The organism is Anoxybacillus pushchinoensis (genome assembly GCF_900111795.1).
Lineage (GTDB): Bacteria > Bacillota > Bacilli > Bacillales > Anoxybacillaceae > Anoxybacillus > Anoxybacillus pushchinoensis.
In genome coordinates this window covers 1-16502 of record NZ_FOJQ01000047.1, presented here as the reverse complement: position 1 = coordinate 16502, position 16502 = coordinate 1, and the positions used below count along the sequence as shown (strand labels likewise).

Here is a 16502-nt window from a genome sequence, read left to right as displayed (position 1 = left end):
GCCTAAAACATGTGGTATTCTTTTTCTTCAGCTAATGATCACAAACATTGCGTATGGACACAACGACCCTTAACACTAAACTTGACGGGTATGGGTGTAGATACTCCTTTTCTTTCGCCCACATTTGCGCAACCGTTTCTTTAGTGAACGGAACGGTTTTTTCTTCCGCCTCTCTCAAACACCAGTCCAATAGATAAGCGTTTAATTCCTCCAGCGATTGTACGTCCGGAAGCGGAACGGAGGCGTTTCTTCTTACGTATCCGACCGTCCCTTCCACTCGTCCTTTTTCATTCCCGGAACGAATATTACAAAACTCTGCCTTAAACAAATAGTGGGCTTGTAAGGCTAGAAAAGCATCCTGTTCGAGACGATCTCTCCCTTGGAGTATTTTTACTACAGCCGTTTTTAAATTATCAAATACCCCTTCGGTAGGTACTCCTCCAAAGAATTCAAACGCATGGACAAAGCCATCTAAGAAAGCCTCCTGTTTCTCATGTAGGTATGCTCGTACAAATCGCATTCGACTTGCCGAAAGTTGCATACAAAAGAGGTAAATCCGTTGTGTTCGACCCTGTAGAATAATATCCGCCTCTCCCCAGTCGAATTGGAATTGGTGGCCGAGTTGAAAATCAAGGGGAATAAAGACTTCCTGCAGCTTTTTCTTACGTTTGGCTACAACCTTACGGATGTTGGACTCAGATCCTTTGAAATTGTACTCATCGACTAATCTTCGATAAATTCTGGCAGCGGTATGGCGTTGTTTTCCCCAACGTTTTAGATCGCCTTCGAGCCATTGATCAATAATGGGTAAGACTCGCTTTGTTTCATCGGAATACTCCTTTCCATGATAGTTTTTCTGCCGATGAATGGTGGTTGGAGCCTCATTCTGTTTTAGATATTTGCTTACGGTATTTCTTGAAATCCCTAATTTTTGAGCAATTTGTCGTTGGGATAGCCCTTCTACCTCATACAAGAATTTGATATGATGAAATTGAGCCATCTTGATCATCCTTTTTCTCTCCCTCTGATGAAAAGTTTAGGCACTTTCAATCATAAGGGAGGTAATGAAAATTGGAAATCAGGTGGCTCATTTTTTATGTGATCGAACCCTTCAAAAGTGGCTCAATTTTAAATTATCAAATACAGCATTCTCAGTTTATTATTCACATTTTTTCGACAGCCGTTCAAACTCCTCTAAAGAAATCTCTCCTTTGGCTAATCGTATTTTCAAGATTTCCATCGGAGAGAGTTCTTCTTTACGACCATTAATAAAACGATATAAGAGATAAAAACCAACGGCGATTAATACAACCCAAAATAACATGATCCCAACCATCATGAAAGAACCGCCAAACATCATTGAGTTTCCCTCCTTTTCCTAACTTTAAAACCAATAAGTGGTCGTATCTAATATACCAAGTAAAACCATCACGATTCCGGCTGCTTTTTGAATAATCCCTCCTACCTGCCTTCCTTTTTTCATCAGAGTGCCGCTAAATCCTAAGTACCAAAGGACAAAGATAAAGAAAATAACAGGTACAGAAGTTCCAACGGCAAAGATGCTCGGTAATAGCACCCCATAAGACGTTGAATAGACGAGAGGCATGAGAGTGACAAAAAACAGCATAAACATCGTTGGACAAAAAGCTAATGAAAAGCCAAATCCCATGAAAAACGAACCGATTTTTCCTTTTCGCCATCTCTCAGGCACTTTGAACAAGGTAACGTTCCAATACATTTTAAAAAGCCCTAACAAATACAAACCTACAAGAATGAGAATGGGACCAACGAGCTTTCTTAACCACGGAAAATACAATGTTAGCGTACTTTGAATCTCTTTCCCCAAGACCCAGACAATCAAGCCTAAACCGGAAAAAGCAACGATTTTACCAAAAATAAATAAAAACAACTCTTTCCAAGCCATTCCTTTTTGCAAAGACTGATTACTGTATAATGTGATCGCTCCTAAATTACTAGTGATTTGACACGGAGCCATCGCTCCTACGATGCCAAGAAGAAAGGCTGACAAAATAGGAATCGCTGTCATGCTATTTGCCATATTAAGAAACGGTTGACTTAGAAAGTTACTGATTTGACTCAAGAACGAATACACCCTTCTTCTCACCTTCTTCTTTATCTGATGTATACATTGTAGCAGTGAATTTTATAGAAATTGTGGAGCGATATATTTTCAGTAAGCAAAAAGACATGCACCCGCATGTCTTTTTATATTTTCCCTTTCGATGCTAGTTTTGTCCAGCTTGCACCGTTATTTTTTGTCATGAAAATATCCCCGTTCATCGTCGCAATCACTATTTCGTTGTCATTTGCTGGATTAGAAGTGATATACATGATATGATCTTTTTCATCCAATGCAGGAACGGAAAGAACTTCTTCTTGTTTTGTGTCTAGTGATTGTTTGATTAGGATAGGCTTATCGTTCTCTACAGCTGCAAATACAATGGATTTTTCTTGGAACGTAAACGTCGTCGTATTGATTTTTCGAGTGAACCGTTCAAACGTATTCCCATTATCTCTTGAAACAAAAATTCCTTCTGATGTACTAATTCCGACCATATTTTCGTCCGTTGGATGGGCAGCAATCGTTCCTGCAGCAGTTTGCGGTAGGCCGTTTAATTGACTTTGCGACCACGTTTTGCCGTCGTCTTTACTGTAAAATACCCCTTGTCCTAGCGTTTTGTTTTCTTCTTGGTTCACGACATAAATCGTATGGCTTTTATAGCCAACTGCCATATAATGAAAATCAGATTCTTTATAAAACCCTAAGTTCATCAACGTTTGTCCATGATCAAGACTTTTTACAAGACCAAGCGGATTTCCTAAAGATGAACCTTCTTCTGGATGTCCCGATGCATAAAACCCATCGTCTGTTGCAGAAAAGCCCATATAATCATGTTTATTGGAAGTCGTTTCATACCACTTATTATTTTGGTAAACAAGTAAACCTTCATGTGTAGCAAAGTAAATCGCATTTTGGTTGCCTGCATAACCAATTCCATGTAAATGTTCGAACTTTCCTTCTTTCTTTTCTTTAAAGAAAGGATTATTTGTAACAGATGTGTTGGATTTTGCTTGTTCTTTGCTCGTAATAAAGGACTGTTCTTTTTCATTGGATGATGAACAAGCGCTTAGAAGAAGAATGGAGAATGTAATGATGATTGCTTTCGTCATTTTTGTCATGGTCGACTCTCCTTTGTATAATGTAGATTTCGCACATTTTATAACAGAAAGATTTGCAAAATGTATGGAGTTGGTTTGCCTAAGTCTTTTTTTGAGTAACTTTCTTCCAAGTAAAGATAAATAAAAAAACAGATAGAAGTGTCAATATCACTTTCCCTTGCCATGTCAAATTCATCACTTGATACACCGAATATGCCTCTAACAAAAGTGCTGGCAGCTTTCCGAGCGAGCTGGCGGCTACAAAAAGAAGAAGCGACATGCGCCCAATAGCGGCAACGAACGTGACAATTCCTGATGGAACAAATGGCAGAAGACGCAAAGATACAACAAGCAAAAATGCTTCTTTTCCTTCTGCCATAAGCAAACGTCTGACTTGCGGATAGGAAAACCATTTCGTTTCCGAAAGTTGACGAAACCCTTTCCGATATAAAACGAAAGAAACAATCGCTCCCACCGCCTCCCCGACAAACGATAAAAAGGTACCTTTCCAAAAGCCAAATACCGCCAAGTTAGCAGCAGTGAGAAAAACGCTCGGAACAACGCCTAAAATACTAATCACGATATTGATTGCGATGCTGATGAAAAAAGCGAATGGTTCATATGTTCGAAATAACGCAATGATCTGTTGTTCCATTTACGTCCCCCATTTGTACCCTACCCCCCAAACGGTTTGTAAAAATTGATCAACGGGAAAACCGGCTTGGCGGAGCTTTTCGCGAATATTTTTCACATGTGAATCGACAGTTCGTTCTTCCGTATTGGCGTTATACCCCCATAATGTCACGATCAGTTGTTCTCGACTAAATACGCGATTTGGATTTTTGAGAAAAAGTCCTAAAATCGCAAACTCTTTTGGTGTGAGAAAAATATCGTGCCCAGCGTATTGAACTTTATGCTGCCCCTCATCCCAAACTAAGCCATGAAACTCCAGTTTCGTTTGTTTTCCTACAGAACGGCGCAATACCGCTTCGATCCGAGCGAGCAGCTCAGATTCGTCAAATGGTTTTGTAATATAATCATCTGCTCCAATTTTCAACCCTTGGACAACATCTGTCGTTTCCCCTCTTGCGGTGACCATAATAATCGGAACGTCCGAAAACTCTCGTATTTGTTTGCACGTTTCCCATCCGTCCATCTCTGGCATCATCACATCAAGCAAAACGAGATCCGCTTTATTGTTTTCTAAATAGCGGATCGCCGCTACCCCTGACTCGCATTTCACACAACGGTGCCCTTTCGGTGTAAGATACAGCTCTAATAAATCCAACATTCGTTTTTCGTCATCAACTAGTAATATCGTGTACATGTTCATCTCCCTTCGGTAACGTAATGATCATCGTCGTCCCTTTTCTACATTGGCTCGTTGCGTAAATCGAACCGCCGTGCGCTTCGACAATTTCTTTCACAATCGCCAAGCCTAATCCCGTCCCTCCGCCTGTTCTCGATCTTGATTTATCCACCCTGTAAAATCGTTCAAAAATATGCGGCAAATCTGCTTCAGGAATTCCTATTCCTTCGTCGGAAATCATGATCATCACGTTCTTTTTCTCCATTCTTACATCAATGAAAACGGTAGAACCTTGGTGAGAATATTTTAACGCATTGTCCAAAAGATTCATCATCACTTGTTCAAAACGCTGTTGGTCGATATGGACAGTAATGTCCTCATCACAGCGGTAGACAAGCGACATATTTTTCGTCTGAAAAGCAGGATACATTTTCTCGTATATTTTTTTAAAAAAAAGACATAGTGGAGTTGGCTCTTTCTCGATTTGAAACGAATGTTGATCCATTTTCGCAAGCTCAAACAAGTCTTTCACTAATTTTTGCATATGCTCTGCTTCCTCATAAATAATAGACAAATATTTTGCTCTTTCTTCCTCCTCAAGCGTTGGCCTTCTTGCAATGTCCGCATATCCTTTGACGTACGTCAACGGAGTACGAAGTTCATGAGAAATACTGGCGAGAAATTCGTTTCTTTCTTTTTTTAAGTATTCTAAATCCTTTGCCAACGTTTGAATCGCTTTACCTAGCTGTGCTAGCTCGTCTTTTCCTTTTACTTGCAGACGAACGGAGAAATCGCCCTTGCTTAACTTTTCAGTCGCTCGCTTCATGCGAATGAGCGGAATCGTAATGGCTCTTGATAAGAAGAAAATGGTGATAATTGTTAAACCGACAGAAAGCATGCCCGCAATGATAAAATGATGCTTCAGCTGATTAATCATGCGTTGAATGGAAGAAGTTTTTTGAAACATATACACATAACCAGTAATTTTTCCATTAATCCGAATTGGACTGGCTGTAGCAATATATCGCTCGTTTTTCCAATTGTCTTGAATGACTTTTCCATCGTATGGAATATCGTTCAACTTCGTCTGATCAATCCATCGCTTTGCTATTGGGAAAATATGATCTGAAAAATATAATATATCGCCTTTTTCATTTGTAATCGCAACATCCGTCTCCGCCTCAGATTCCATCATGACGACATGTTGCAACGTTATTTCATCATAATGACTTTCCAATACTGCACGGTGATTATTGCCTCGCGCTAATAAATGTTCAAATTCTTCGTGGATTTTTGCGTCGACAAGCGTTACATATAGCGCAGTAAATAAGCTCATTTCAATGGCAAACACAAAAACAAAAAACAACAGCCCTAATTTAAGCGAAATTTTTCGCACAAATATTCCTTCCTCACTTATTTTTTTCTTCATTATAACAGAAAAAATATGGAGAAAATGTGGAGGGATATCTCGCGTCACATAAAAAAAATCAGAGAATAACCCCTGATCCTTGTGATTGACAAATAGCGTGCCACATCATCGCTTTCCTTTGTATAAGGTAGTTGTACTAATGAGTATAACACCTGCAAGTAAAAAGGAAACATAAGCAACGAGAGGCTCAGTTCCTTGATTTTTCACCCCGATACCGATAAACGCCCACACAAAAACGAGCGGATATATGTAATCGTGCTCGCAACTCGCAAAAACAAACGCTAAAGTAGCTGCTGCAAATAACATCATTATCGCCCAAAAAGCATGCGGCAAACCAAATCCATCCCATCCCTCGTAAGCTAAAACAAATGACACATTAGCAATCGTCGCGACACTAATCCAACCTAAATAAAATGAAAATGGCAACAGATCGAAAAAAGCTGGCTTCGTTTGTTTGACCGATATATATAAAGAAATGAGTGTAAAAAGGAGAGCAAGCATAACAACAACAGATAAAACAAAATATTCATAATGCCATACAACAATCCATAACGCATTGAACATACAACTAATGACAAACGGAACGAATGCTTGACGGTAAATGGATAGATGACGCCGTGAAGAAGGAATTTGTCGCAAAATCCAAATGGCTAACAACGTATAAATAACACCCCAAATCGAAAATACATACCCTGCCGGTGTAAATACCACATTTACTTTTCGCGATATCTCCCCTGTCGTCTGTCCGTTCAAAGGAAGCCACTCAGCTAAAACATTTACAAAAACCATAACGATATACGCTACGATATAACCGATCAATCTCCCCATCGCTATCCTCCAGCTCGCTTTTTTGCTACACTTTATATTATTCCTTTCATGTGAGGACAATCACCGTTCATGATAAAAAGAGGCGGAGAAAACCGCCTCTTACCGTTCATCCCAAATATCTTTCAATTTCCATGCATCGATAGAACAAACCGTAATATCCCCGCCTTCTGCTGCCATCTTCATCTCTCTATAACCATTGTTTGTCATGACACCATTCCATATTTCTACTTCGCAATTTACCTTTAATTTCGTTGACCTGTAACCCAGTGGAAACGACGATACCTTGTAGTGCTAGTCGAGCGTTAGGGTACAACTATCATCACAAATTACATATCACTCTTGTTTCTAAATTTCGCTTCTCTAATTTCCCTCTTTGTATTTCTAAGACCAACTACAATAAGCAACATGTATACAATAACAACAATCCCGATACGTAGATAAGGAGGAATGAAATCAAAAAGAGTTGTATAAATAAAGACAAACATTAATAATATAGGAGCAACAACATAAACAATATGACCGGTATCCTTTTCCTTAACAGCATAAAATAGTTGCCAATAGATAAAGACCACGAGGAAAATTCCGTGTATTTCGTAAGCGCCCACTATAAGCCCTCCTAGTTGCCTGCAGCTGAGTACCCTTTTCTAAAACCATTCGCAAAGATCGCTATATCAGGTATGAATCCCCATATTCCTACCGCTTTGATCGCTCCTTTAGCTGCTCCTTTGATCATCGTCTGTGTTGCTGTCTTTTCAATTCTCCCAGCTGCCAATCTCGTTTCTGCTTGAGATATCTTAGTTCTAACTTCTGCTCCTGTTTCTCTCCAACCATTACGAGCACCTACTGCAGCCGGACCTACCTTACTAGCAGTATTAGCAGCACCACTCAAATTAATTCCATACGAATCCGCTACATCCTTTAATCCTTGTTTAATTCCTGATTCGATTCTATTCCATGTAGACATTGCTAACCATCCTTTCCACTAGAAATGAAATGTAATGATAAGTAATGAATAGCTGTAATCCATAGAATCATTTATTTATACAAAAAAGCGTCCTTATTCTTACATATTCATAAGAAAAATCCAAACAGTATCCCTTATATTTTTTGATCAAAATGATAGCTATAAGAATTAAAATACTTCTTACCATATGAAAGCTTTTCCTGCCTTATACGAAAAACACCCTCAGCAAGCTTCCTACCATTTAACAAATGCACGAAAAATTTATATTCATTCGCTTTTTGAACATGCTCTAAGAGCTGATTGTGTTCAAATAAAATAACGTGTGCAAAAGTTCTGTGATAACCCCCACCCTTTCCAGCCGGTATAACGTCTATATTACCGTATACCATTGTATTATTTTGCTCAATAACGATGACAACAGGCATATCTTTTTTTACATAAAGAAATTCTATAAACACACATAATTCCCGATCATAAACGCTAAAATCACTTGTTGGCTGTAATGGAAAAAGTACCCCTTGATGATTTTTTTCCACCCCCATGCATGTCAAACATTTTACTAAGCAAGTATCCTTAAAATCCTCTTTCATTTTTGTTAATAGGTCGATGCTTATTTCTAGAATTCTCTGCTTCCTAAAGAAAATGCTTAATATATTTTCTTCCTCCCCCTTTTCTATTACATGACTTAAATCAAAAAAACCATCAGTCGACTCGATACGACAAGAATTTTCCTTGAATTTCACCTCAATCTCCCTTAAAAAAGGTAAATACAATTTCACAACAAACACACCCAATCGTCACAATATTCACAATAAAATTTTATCCTTTTTTTTTTTTTTTTTGTCAATATGTTACGATGGAAAAAGGTAAAATTTAAGTGAGATATCAAAAACAAAAAAGAGGACAGAGGGAAAAGAAAGATAAAAACGCTATTGAAGCTACATTTTGAAATGATGGGTGAATTGTTAGATTTTTTGTTATTAGGTCCGTTTAATTACATCACTGTAAAAAGAAAATTAAAACATCTATAAGAAATAGGAATTATTCCATAACAAAAATCGTTTGACCGAAACACTATAAAGAATGCATGAAAAGACCACCGCATTGTCACATGCCTATTTCAAGAACAAATTGCCGAAACTCATCTGAAAAAAATATACAAAACAATGTGACGAAGCCATAAGCAAGTACATAAAAATCACCCACGACAAAAGTGGGCGATTTTTATTCCTCGAGCCAAATATCTTTCAATTTCCATGCATCGATAGAACAAACCGTAATATCCCCGCCTTCTGCAAACAGTTCGATGCCTTGGCTCGTTTCAGAAGGATATATTCTTCCCGTCATGACAAGTCGACCATCGTTGACAAATAGTTCGACAGATGAGCGATCGATAAAGAAATGAAACGTAATGACATCTCCTAACTGTCCATCTAGCACCGCTCGACGAGTGCCTTCCTCTCCTTGGCCAGAACGGTTTCTGTCAAACGTCATTGTACAGTCCTTCACATCATAGCAGAAAACCGTTTCTTCGCTTCCGTCTTCCGCACAACGCACTTTCACACCAAATGCGTTCCCTTGAAAATCAGCTAACGAAAAGCGGACGAGCAACTCAAGTCGGTCACCTTTCATCGGCAACGCATATGTTCCCTCATTTACTGAAATCGATTCCAGACGCATATGTTCTTCGCGCAATAATTGTAATTCCGGCACTGGCTTCATCAACAGCTTCTCATCATCCGCTAATTCCAAAAGACGCGGAATGGTTAACGCTCCGGCCCATCCGTGTTGTTGCGTCGGCATTTGTGACTCCCACATATCCATCCAGCCGAACAAAATACGTCGCCCTGGTTCATCTTCGAACGTTTGCGCGGCATAAAAATCAAACCCTTTGTCGAGTTCTTCAAACGCTCCGTGCGCTAGTTTTCCCGTTTCATAATCAAGCGTTCCGACAACGTAGCCCGTTTGATGAAGGTTTTGAAAGCGATCGCCTTCTGGTTCGATTCCTTGCGGTGAGAACAACAAAATATCTTTGCCGTTCAAATGAAAGACGTCTGGGCACTCCCACATATAGCCTAAACGACCATCGCTCTCCGCAAGAATGTTTACATATTCCCAATGGCGTAAATCTTTCGACTTGTATAAAACGACTTTTCCGTTATTCCCCTCTCTTGTCCCAAGCACCATATACCAATCGTCGCCACGTTTCCACACTTTCGGATCGCGAATATGCCCTTGGCAGTCAAATGGTGGCTCAGAAAGCACCGGATTTTTCGGGTCTTTTTCAAAATGGATGCCATCTTTGCTTGTTGCAATACATTGATATTGTTTTAGTTCTGTTTGCTCCTCATTCAGCCAAACATTTCCGGTGTAAATAAGTGTGAGAACTCCATTATCATTCACCGCGCTTCCCGAGAAGCAGCCGCCTTCGTCGTACCATTCACTCGGCGCAAGCGCAATCGGTGCACGCTCCCAATGCACAAGGTCTTTACTTTTCACATGCCCCCAATGCATCGGCCCCCACTTTGGACTGTCGGGATGAAATTGATAAAATACATGGTACTCTCCATTCCATTGAATCAATCCGTTTGGATCATTCATCCAGTTTACCAGCGCCATAATATGGTATGCTAAGCGATACGTGCTGTCCATTTTTTCTTTTGCCTGTTGTACTCGTCTTTCTGCTTCGTTTATAAGTTTCGTATGTTTAGACATACATGAGCCCCTTTCCATATTTCACTTCATATTCTCCAACAAAACGCGAAAAAAATTTTTTATTCAAACACAATTCCATTTCGTTTCATCCATTGTTCTGTATGGTGCACCGCGACACCAGAAAAACTTTTTGTTCGGGCGTAATGTTTTTGGACGATAGCAAGTTGCTCGTTCATGTACGCCTCATCTTCTTCAAAAAAGGAAACGTCATCTCCTTCACCGACTTGTCCCGTTTCTACGCCGACGACAACTTGTTTTCCGTATTTTTTAGCTAATCGCATTTCTTTTTCCACAATGTTAATGATCGCATCAGCCCGATCGCGATAAGCCATGATCGTTACGCCATCCACATGAGCAATAACCCATTCCGCGAGCGTTTTATCCCTATGTTTTACTTCGTCAAACCAAAATGGGATATCCACCTCGAACCGCAACGATCGCTCATTCGCTAGTTGACGGGCGCGCTGTAAAACAGATTGGTACGAGGCGATCGCCTTCTCGCGATTCGTACGCCACCATACGTGCAAGTACGGTTCAACGTCTAAATGTACGCCGCTAAACTTTTCATTTGGCTGAGCGACATTTTCATATTGATCTAGCCGTTGAAATAGGCGCTCCAACGCTTCTTCATGTTCAATCCAATTTGGGGCTCCATCGAGCGCATACACACGAATTCCTTTTTCAGTTGCCCGACGGACAAATTGGCGATACGTATCGATGGGGACCTCAACATCGATTTGGACGTATACATCGCTTATTTGCTTTTTTTCTAAAAATGACAAGACACGATCTTCATTTTCCACAAGCAACCATGGATTCCAAAGCCATGTTGCGCGCACTAGTTGTTTTTCTTGTGCGAACAAACATACTCCTCCTGCAACGAGTACAATTAAAAATGTCATGATACCAACTACTTTTCTCAATTTACATCCCTTTCCGCATATCGACTATTTTTATTTTACTATGTTTTGCGTAGAAAAGAGAATGACACAACAACTTTTTTCACATCATATATAAAAAAGTGGGGATGAAAAATGAACGTACTTTTCTTATTTTTATCTTTCTTACTTACTGCATCAACACCTGTACATCGAACGAATGATGATATCGTTTGGAGCGTTCCGACAAATGAAAAAATGGTTGCCATTACATTTGACGATGGACCAGACATACTATACACTCCTGACATTTTAGCGATTTTAAAACAATATGATGCGAAAGCGACTTTTTTCGTTGTCGGATTTCGCGCGGAAAAGTATCCTGACATGATTAAACGTCAAATGAACGAAGGGCATGAGATCGCCAATCATACATATAAACATATCGATTTTCGTGGAAAATCAAAACAAACGATTGAGGAAGAAATAAAAAAAGGAGGCGATGTACTGTATCACATTACCGGAAAACGCCCGACGTTATTTCGTCCACCGCTTGGGTATTACAATCAACGCATCTTGAACATCGCAAAAGAACAAGGATATACGGTCGTCATGTGGTCGAAGCATCAAGATACATACGATTGGCAAAACCCCGGAACGAATCGAATCGTCCGCCGCGTCATTCGCCACATTCAGCCTGGACAAATTATTTTGTTTCACGACCATGGAAGCGGTAGCCGAAAACAGACGGTACAAGCATTGAAAGAAATTTTACCGATTTTAAAACAGAAAGGGTATACGTTTGTTACTGTTTCTGAACTGTTAAAGCATCATCCAAATTATCGTGACTTGAATTTATAGCGTCGTATAAGCATATGTTTTGCTTTTTCACAGAAACAGGATAATAATAAAAGAGAGAAATATTGGAAAGGGGTAGAGCGATGAAACATTTACAAGATGGGGCAACGTTACATAACGGCGTTCGTATGCCGTGGCTCGGATTAGGGGTTTACAAGGTAGAAGAAGGAGACGAAGTGAGACGAGCTGTTCGAACGGCGCTAGAAGTGGGCTATCGCCATGTAGACACCGCCGCGTTTTATCAAAATGAAGAAGGAGTCGGACAAGCGATTCGCGAATCTGGCATCCCTCGCGACCAAATTTTTGTCACTACAAAAGTGTGGAACTCCGACCAAGGATATGAATCGACGTTGAAAGCGTTCGACACAAGCTTAAAAAAGCTCGGTTTTGATTATATTGATTTGTACTTAGTCCATTGGCCAGTGAAAGGGAAATATAAAGAAACGTATAAAGCGCTTGAAAAATTGTATAAAGATGGATTTGTTCGGGCGATTGGGGTAAGCAACTTCCAAACTCACCATTTGGAAGATGTTCTCGCCGACTGTGAAATTAAACCGATGGTAAACCAAGTCGAATTCCATCCCCGCTTAACACAAAAACCGCTTCTTGAATTTTGTAAACAGCATCATATCCAATTAGAAGCGTGGTCACCGCTCATGCGCGGCGGCGAACTGTTGAACGAGCCAACACTTGTCAACATTGCGAAAAAGTATGACAAGACGCCGGCTCAAGTCATTTTACGATGGGACTTACAACATGAAGTTGTCACGATTCCAAAATCCGTCACACCTGAACGTATTGCGCAAAACGCAAACATTTTTGACTTTACGTTAACGAAAGAAGAAATGGATGCGATCGATGCATTAAACGAAAACCGCCGCATCGGTCCAGATCCAGATAACTTTGATTTTTAATTGTACATCATCCCAAACCTCGCTCGCGTTAAGCGAACACGGTTTGGGATTCCCCTTTTCCCCTCATGCGCTCCGGTATATATACGCAAAACGGTTCACTTTCCATATAATCGCCCGTCACGGCATAAGCGCGAGCACGCGATCCGCCGCAAACGTAACGGAACTCGCAAACACCACATTTTCCTTTGTAACGATCCGGCTGACGTAAGTTTTTCATCACTTCCGATTCACGGTAAATGTGGGATAAAGGTTGCTCACGCACATTGCCGCATACAATCGGAAGCAAACCGCTCGGCATGACATCTCCTGTATGGGAGACGAAAACGAAACCGTTGCCGTCATTGACACCTTTTGGCGCTCGTTTTAATCCGTCGATCATGGAGGCGTGATCGGTCGTTATCGCATGTTCATATCGAATATCCCCTGCTTCAATGCGCTTTTCTCTCATTTTTTGTTGAATCACGACGCGACGATAATGTTGTGCCGCCGTCGTTTTAATATCGTACGGCGCTGTTTTGCTTAATTCATACAACCAACGAAACACTTCTTCATGTTCAACTGGAGTAATGCAGTCATCTATTTGCCCACGTCCTGTTGGTACGAGTAAAAAAATGTACCACATCACCGCATTTAAATTAGCAACTAATTTCGCCATCTGTTCTAAATCGTTATAGTTATAGCGCGAAATGACGGTATTAACTTGTAGTGGCATTTGTAACTCATTCAAATAACGAATGCTTTCAATCGTTAAATCGAACGATCCTGGGGTTCCGCGAAATCGATCATGGATGTCGGCCGTCGGTCCATCTAAACTAAACGCCCAACGCGACAGTCCGATCCCTTTTGCTTTTTTCATTTTTTCTTTCGTTACATTCGGGGTTGCGCTTGGTGTAATGGAAACACGCATTCCTTTTTTTATCGCATACTCAGCAAGATCAAACAAATCTTCGCGCATCATACAGTCTCCACCTGTAAACACAAGCATCGGATTGTTCATGTCATATATGTCATCAATTAATCGAAGCCCTTCTTCATATGTTAGCTCGCGCGGATCGGGGAACGGTTGAGCATCGGCACGACAATGTACACATTTTAACTGACACGCCCTCGTCACTTCCCAAATGACAATAAACGGATTTTCATTATAATCGATCGCACGCGCATGTTTATGCATCTCTCATCACCAACTTTTTGTGTTATTGTTCACATTCATTATAGACTTCGTATTGCATCATGCACTCACGCGTTTTTGACGATTTTTTTAAACATAGCGCTTTGCTATGGTACAATGAAAACAGGAGAATAGAGGAGTTGAAAAAAGATGAAATCAGAAAAAGAAAAAATGATAAGTGGTCAAGTGTATCGAGCTACCGATCCAGAGTTAGTGAAAGAACGAGAACATGCTCGCAAATTAACAAGACGATTAAACCAAACGTTAGAAAATGAACACGAACGACGCATTTCTTTATTAAAAGAACTATTTGGCTCAACAGGTCAAAACGTATATGTTGAACCCCCTTTTTATTGCGATTACGGATACAACATTCATGTCGGGGAAAATTTTTTTGCGAATTTTAATTGCGTTTTTTTAGATGTATGTGACATTCGTATCGGGCACAACTGTCTCATTGGCCCCGGCGTTCATATTTATACGGCAACGCACCCCATTGATCCAATCGAAAGAGCGTCCGGTTTAGAATACGGAAAACCAGTAACGATCGGCGATCATGTGTGGATTGGTGGCGGAGCAATCATTAATCCGGGCGTAAACATCGGAAATAACGTTGTCATCGCTTCAGGAGCTGTTGTCACAAAAGATGTTCCTGATCACGTAGTCGTCGGAGGCAATCCGGCGAAAATTATTAAAAAACTGAACGAATAAAAGGCTCCCATAAAAAGGAAGGCTCCCATAAAAAGGAGCCTTTTATTTATGCAAAATAAACGACATAAATGATCGCCGCAAGTACGATGCGATAAATCGCGAACGGAACGAGGCGAACACGATTAATTAAACGTAAGAAAAAGCGAATAGCAATTAACGCGAAAATAAACGCGCTAATAAAACCAACGATGAAAAACGGTAGCGCATCTAACGTAATGTGCTCCCAGTTTTTCAATAACGAAATAGCGCTTGCCCCCGCCATAATCGGTACAGCCATAATAAATGTAAAGTCTGCTGCAGCACGGTGGCTCATTCCGACGAGTACGCCACCTGAAATGGTCGAGCCTGAACGCGAAAACCCAGGCCAAAGGGATAAACATTGTACAAGTCCGACAATAAACGCCTGCTTATATGTAATATCATCTACAGTTTGTGCCACCGTTCGTTTCCCGAAACGATCCGCTGCGATCATCAACAACGCTCCAAGCACAAGCCCAATAAGAACCGTTTCAGTCGAAAACAAATATTCATCAATATAATCATCAAATAAAACACCTAACACCCCAGCAGGGACGAGCCCGATGAAAATGTGTCCGAGTGTCAAATGTGGTCCATTTTTTCTTTCACGCTTTCGCAAATGAAGCAATTCGAAAAACTTATCTTTAAATACAAAAACAGCAGCTAACACCGAACCAAACTGAATGACAACTTTAAACGTATTCGCCCCATATTTTCCTAAAAACTCGCTCGATTTTAGCCACATATCATCAACAATAATCATATGACCTGTCGACGAAACAGGCGCAAACTCTGTCACCCCTTCGACAAGTCCTAAAATGAGCGCCTTAATTAATTCAATCATATGCATTCATGTCCATCCTTTCTCGATTAGTAAAATATGTATAACTTCTTTCCACGACCTACTCTATTGTACTACAATACTTTCATTTCTACTACTCATACATACAAAAGATGTGATATTAGGTCAATAAAGTAGACACAAAAATTTATAAATTTTTAGCAGCTACCGCGCTATCGCTTGGTGGCCTTTTAAAAACAATTACGACGCTGTCCTAATTATTTTTAAAAAGTAAATTTTCGGGTCTCATTTTTCTATTAATATGCTCATTAAGCTCCTTTTTTATAGTACATACGTTCGTATTCAGAAGGTGAAAAATACCCTGTTGCGGAGTGAATACGTTTGTTATTGTAAAATATTTCTATATACTCGAATATGCTCTTTTTTGCTTCTTCCCTTGTTTTATAACGAGTCTGATAAATTAGTTCTTTTTTTATGATCCCATGAAATGATTCGATACAAGCGTTGTCATAACAGTTTCCTTTGCGGCTCATGCTACATTTCATACCGTATTCAATTAGCTTAGCTTGATAGTCATTTGAAGCATATTGACTCCCTCGATCAGAGTGATGGAGGATAGATCCTTGTGGTTGTTGACGCTGATATGCTTGCTTTAAAGCGCTCAACACTAGCTCCTTTTTCATTGAACAATCTATATGCCAGCCGACTATTTTCCTTGAATACAA

19 protein-coding genes are annotated in these 16502 nt (G+C 40.1%); 3 read left to right on the top strand and 16 right to left on the bottom strand.

Going from position 1 to position 16502, the window contains the following annotated elements; translation table 11 throughout:
• Positions 1–31: 31 nt before the first annotated feature.
• The 13 genes from istA to BM213_RS11460 form a co-directional block, all read right to left on the bottom strand.
• Positions 32–1009 carry an IS21 family transposase gene (gene istA / locus BM213_RS11530; RefSeq protein WP_244149268.1) on the bottom strand — a complete coding sequence of 326 codons (978 nt, stop codon included), beginning with the start codon at positions 1007–1009 and terminating at the stop codon, positions 32–34.
• 150 nt (positions 1010–1159) lie between these two features.
• Positions 1160–1360, bottom strand: coding sequence for an SHOCT domain-containing protein (locus BM213_RS11520; protein ID WP_091704285.1), 201 nt, complete (start codon positions 1358–1360; stop codon positions 1160–1162).
• A gap of 24 nt (positions 1361–1384) precedes the next feature.
• Entirely contained in the window at positions 1385–2113 is a 729-nt protein-coding gene (locus BM213_RS11515; protein ID WP_091704282.1) for an urease accessory protein UreH domain-containing protein, read from the bottom strand.
• Between the two features lie 113 nt (positions 2114–2226).
• The gene (locus BM213_RS11510) at positions 2227–3201 is read right to left on the bottom strand and encodes a F510_1955 family glycosylhydrolase (protein WP_091704280.1); all 975 of its coding nucleotides are present in this window, start codon (positions 3199–3201) and stop codon (positions 2227–2229) included.
• A 79-nt stretch (positions 3202–3280) separates the two neighbouring features.
• The gene (locus BM213_RS11505) at positions 3281–3835 is read right to left on the bottom strand and encodes a TVP38/TMEM64 family protein (protein WP_091704277.1); all 555 of its coding nucleotides are present in this window, start codon (positions 3833–3835) and stop codon (positions 3281–3283) included.
• On the bottom strand, positions 3836–4507 hold the full coding sequence (locus tag BM213_RS11500; RefSeq protein WP_091704274.1) for a response regulator transcription factor: 672 nt from the start codon (positions 4505–4507) through the stop codon (positions 3836–3838).
• A complete protein-coding gene (locus BM213_RS11495) occupies positions 4485–5885 on the bottom strand; it encodes a sensor histidine kinase (RefSeq protein WP_091704271.1) in 1401 nt (466 codons plus the stop codon). The genes BM213_RS11500 and BM213_RS11495 overlap by 23 nt, the downstream gene beginning before the upstream one ends.
• A 138-nt stretch (positions 5886–6023) precedes the next feature.
• On the bottom strand, positions 6024–6746 hold the full coding sequence (locus tag BM213_RS11490; protein WP_091704269.1) for a TspO/MBR family protein: 723 nt from the start codon (positions 6744–6746) through the stop codon (positions 6024–6026).
• A gap of 326 nt (positions 6747–7072) precedes the next feature.
• Positions 7073–7351: a hypothetical protein gene (locus BM213_RS11485; RefSeq protein WP_091704266.1), complete on the bottom strand. Its 279-nt coding sequence runs from the start codon at positions 7349–7351 to the stop codon at positions 7073–7075.
• Positions 7352–7362: 11 nt separating this feature from the next.
• Entirely contained in the window at positions 7363–7710 is a 348-nt protein-coding gene (locus BM213_RS11480; RefSeq protein ID WP_091704263.1) for a hypothetical protein, read from the bottom strand.
• 134 nt (positions 7711–7844) lie between these two features.
• On the bottom strand, positions 7845–8489 hold the full coding sequence (locus tag BM213_RS11475) for a hypothetical protein (protein ID WP_244149267.1): 645 nt from the start codon (positions 8487–8489) through the stop codon (positions 7845–7847).
• A 445-nt stretch (positions 8490–8934) separates the two neighbouring features.
• Positions 8935–10425 (bottom strand): glycoside hydrolase family 32 protein, encoded by a 1491-nt coding sequence (locus BM213_RS11465; RefSeq protein WP_091704258.1) that lies wholly within the window; start codon positions 10423–10425, stop codon positions 8935–8937.
• A 59-nt stretch (positions 10426–10484) separates the two neighbouring features.
• A complete protein-coding gene (locus tag BM213_RS11460; RefSeq protein WP_091704256.1) occupies positions 10485–11348 on the bottom strand; it encodes an amidase in 864 nt (287 codons plus the stop codon).
• Positions 11349–11459: 111 nt separating this feature from the next.
• Between BM213_RS11460 and BM213_RS11455 the strand changes: the two genes are divergently transcribed.
• Positions 11460–12164 carry a polysaccharide deacetylase family protein gene (locus BM213_RS11455; RefSeq protein WP_091704252.1) on the top strand — a complete coding sequence of 235 codons (705 nt, stop codon included), beginning with the start codon at positions 11460–11462 and terminating at the stop codon, positions 12162–12164.
• 80 nt (positions 12165–12244) lie between these two features.
• The gene (locus BM213_RS11450) at positions 12245–13075 is read left to right on the top strand and encodes an aldo/keto reductase (RefSeq protein WP_004890037.1); all 831 of its coding nucleotides are present in this window, start codon (positions 12245–12247) and stop codon (positions 13073–13075) included.
• 28 nt (positions 13076–13103) lie between these two features.
• Here BM213_RS11450 and BM213_RS11445 read toward each other — a convergent pair whose 3' ends face one another.
• A complete protein-coding gene (locus BM213_RS11445; protein ID WP_091704249.1) occupies positions 13104–14249 on the bottom strand; it encodes a TIGR04053 family radical SAM/SPASM domain-containing protein in 1146 nt (381 codons plus the stop codon).
• 147 nt (positions 14250–14396) lie between these two features.
• On the opposite strand from BM213_RS11445, the gene BM213_RS11440 reads away from it, so the two are divergent.
• Positions 14397–14957 carry a sugar O-acetyltransferase gene (locus BM213_RS11440; RefSeq protein WP_091704246.1) on the top strand — a complete coding sequence of 187 codons (561 nt, stop codon included), beginning with the start codon at positions 14397–14399 and terminating at the stop codon, positions 14955–14957.
• A 46-nt stretch (positions 14958–15003) separates the two neighbouring features.
• On the opposite strand, the gene BM213_RS11435 is transcribed toward BM213_RS11440, so the two are convergent.
• Complete coding sequence (locus tag BM213_RS11435) at positions 15004–15825, bottom strand: undecaprenyl-diphosphate phosphatase (RefSeq protein ID WP_091704244.1); 822 nt, start codon at positions 15823–15825, stop codon at positions 15004–15006.
• 260 nt (positions 15826–16085) lie between these two features.
• Positions 16086–16502, bottom strand: a 417-nt coding sequence (locus BM213_RS11430) for an IS3 family transposase (protein ID WP_143091198.1), incomplete at its 5' end; no start/stop codon positions are given.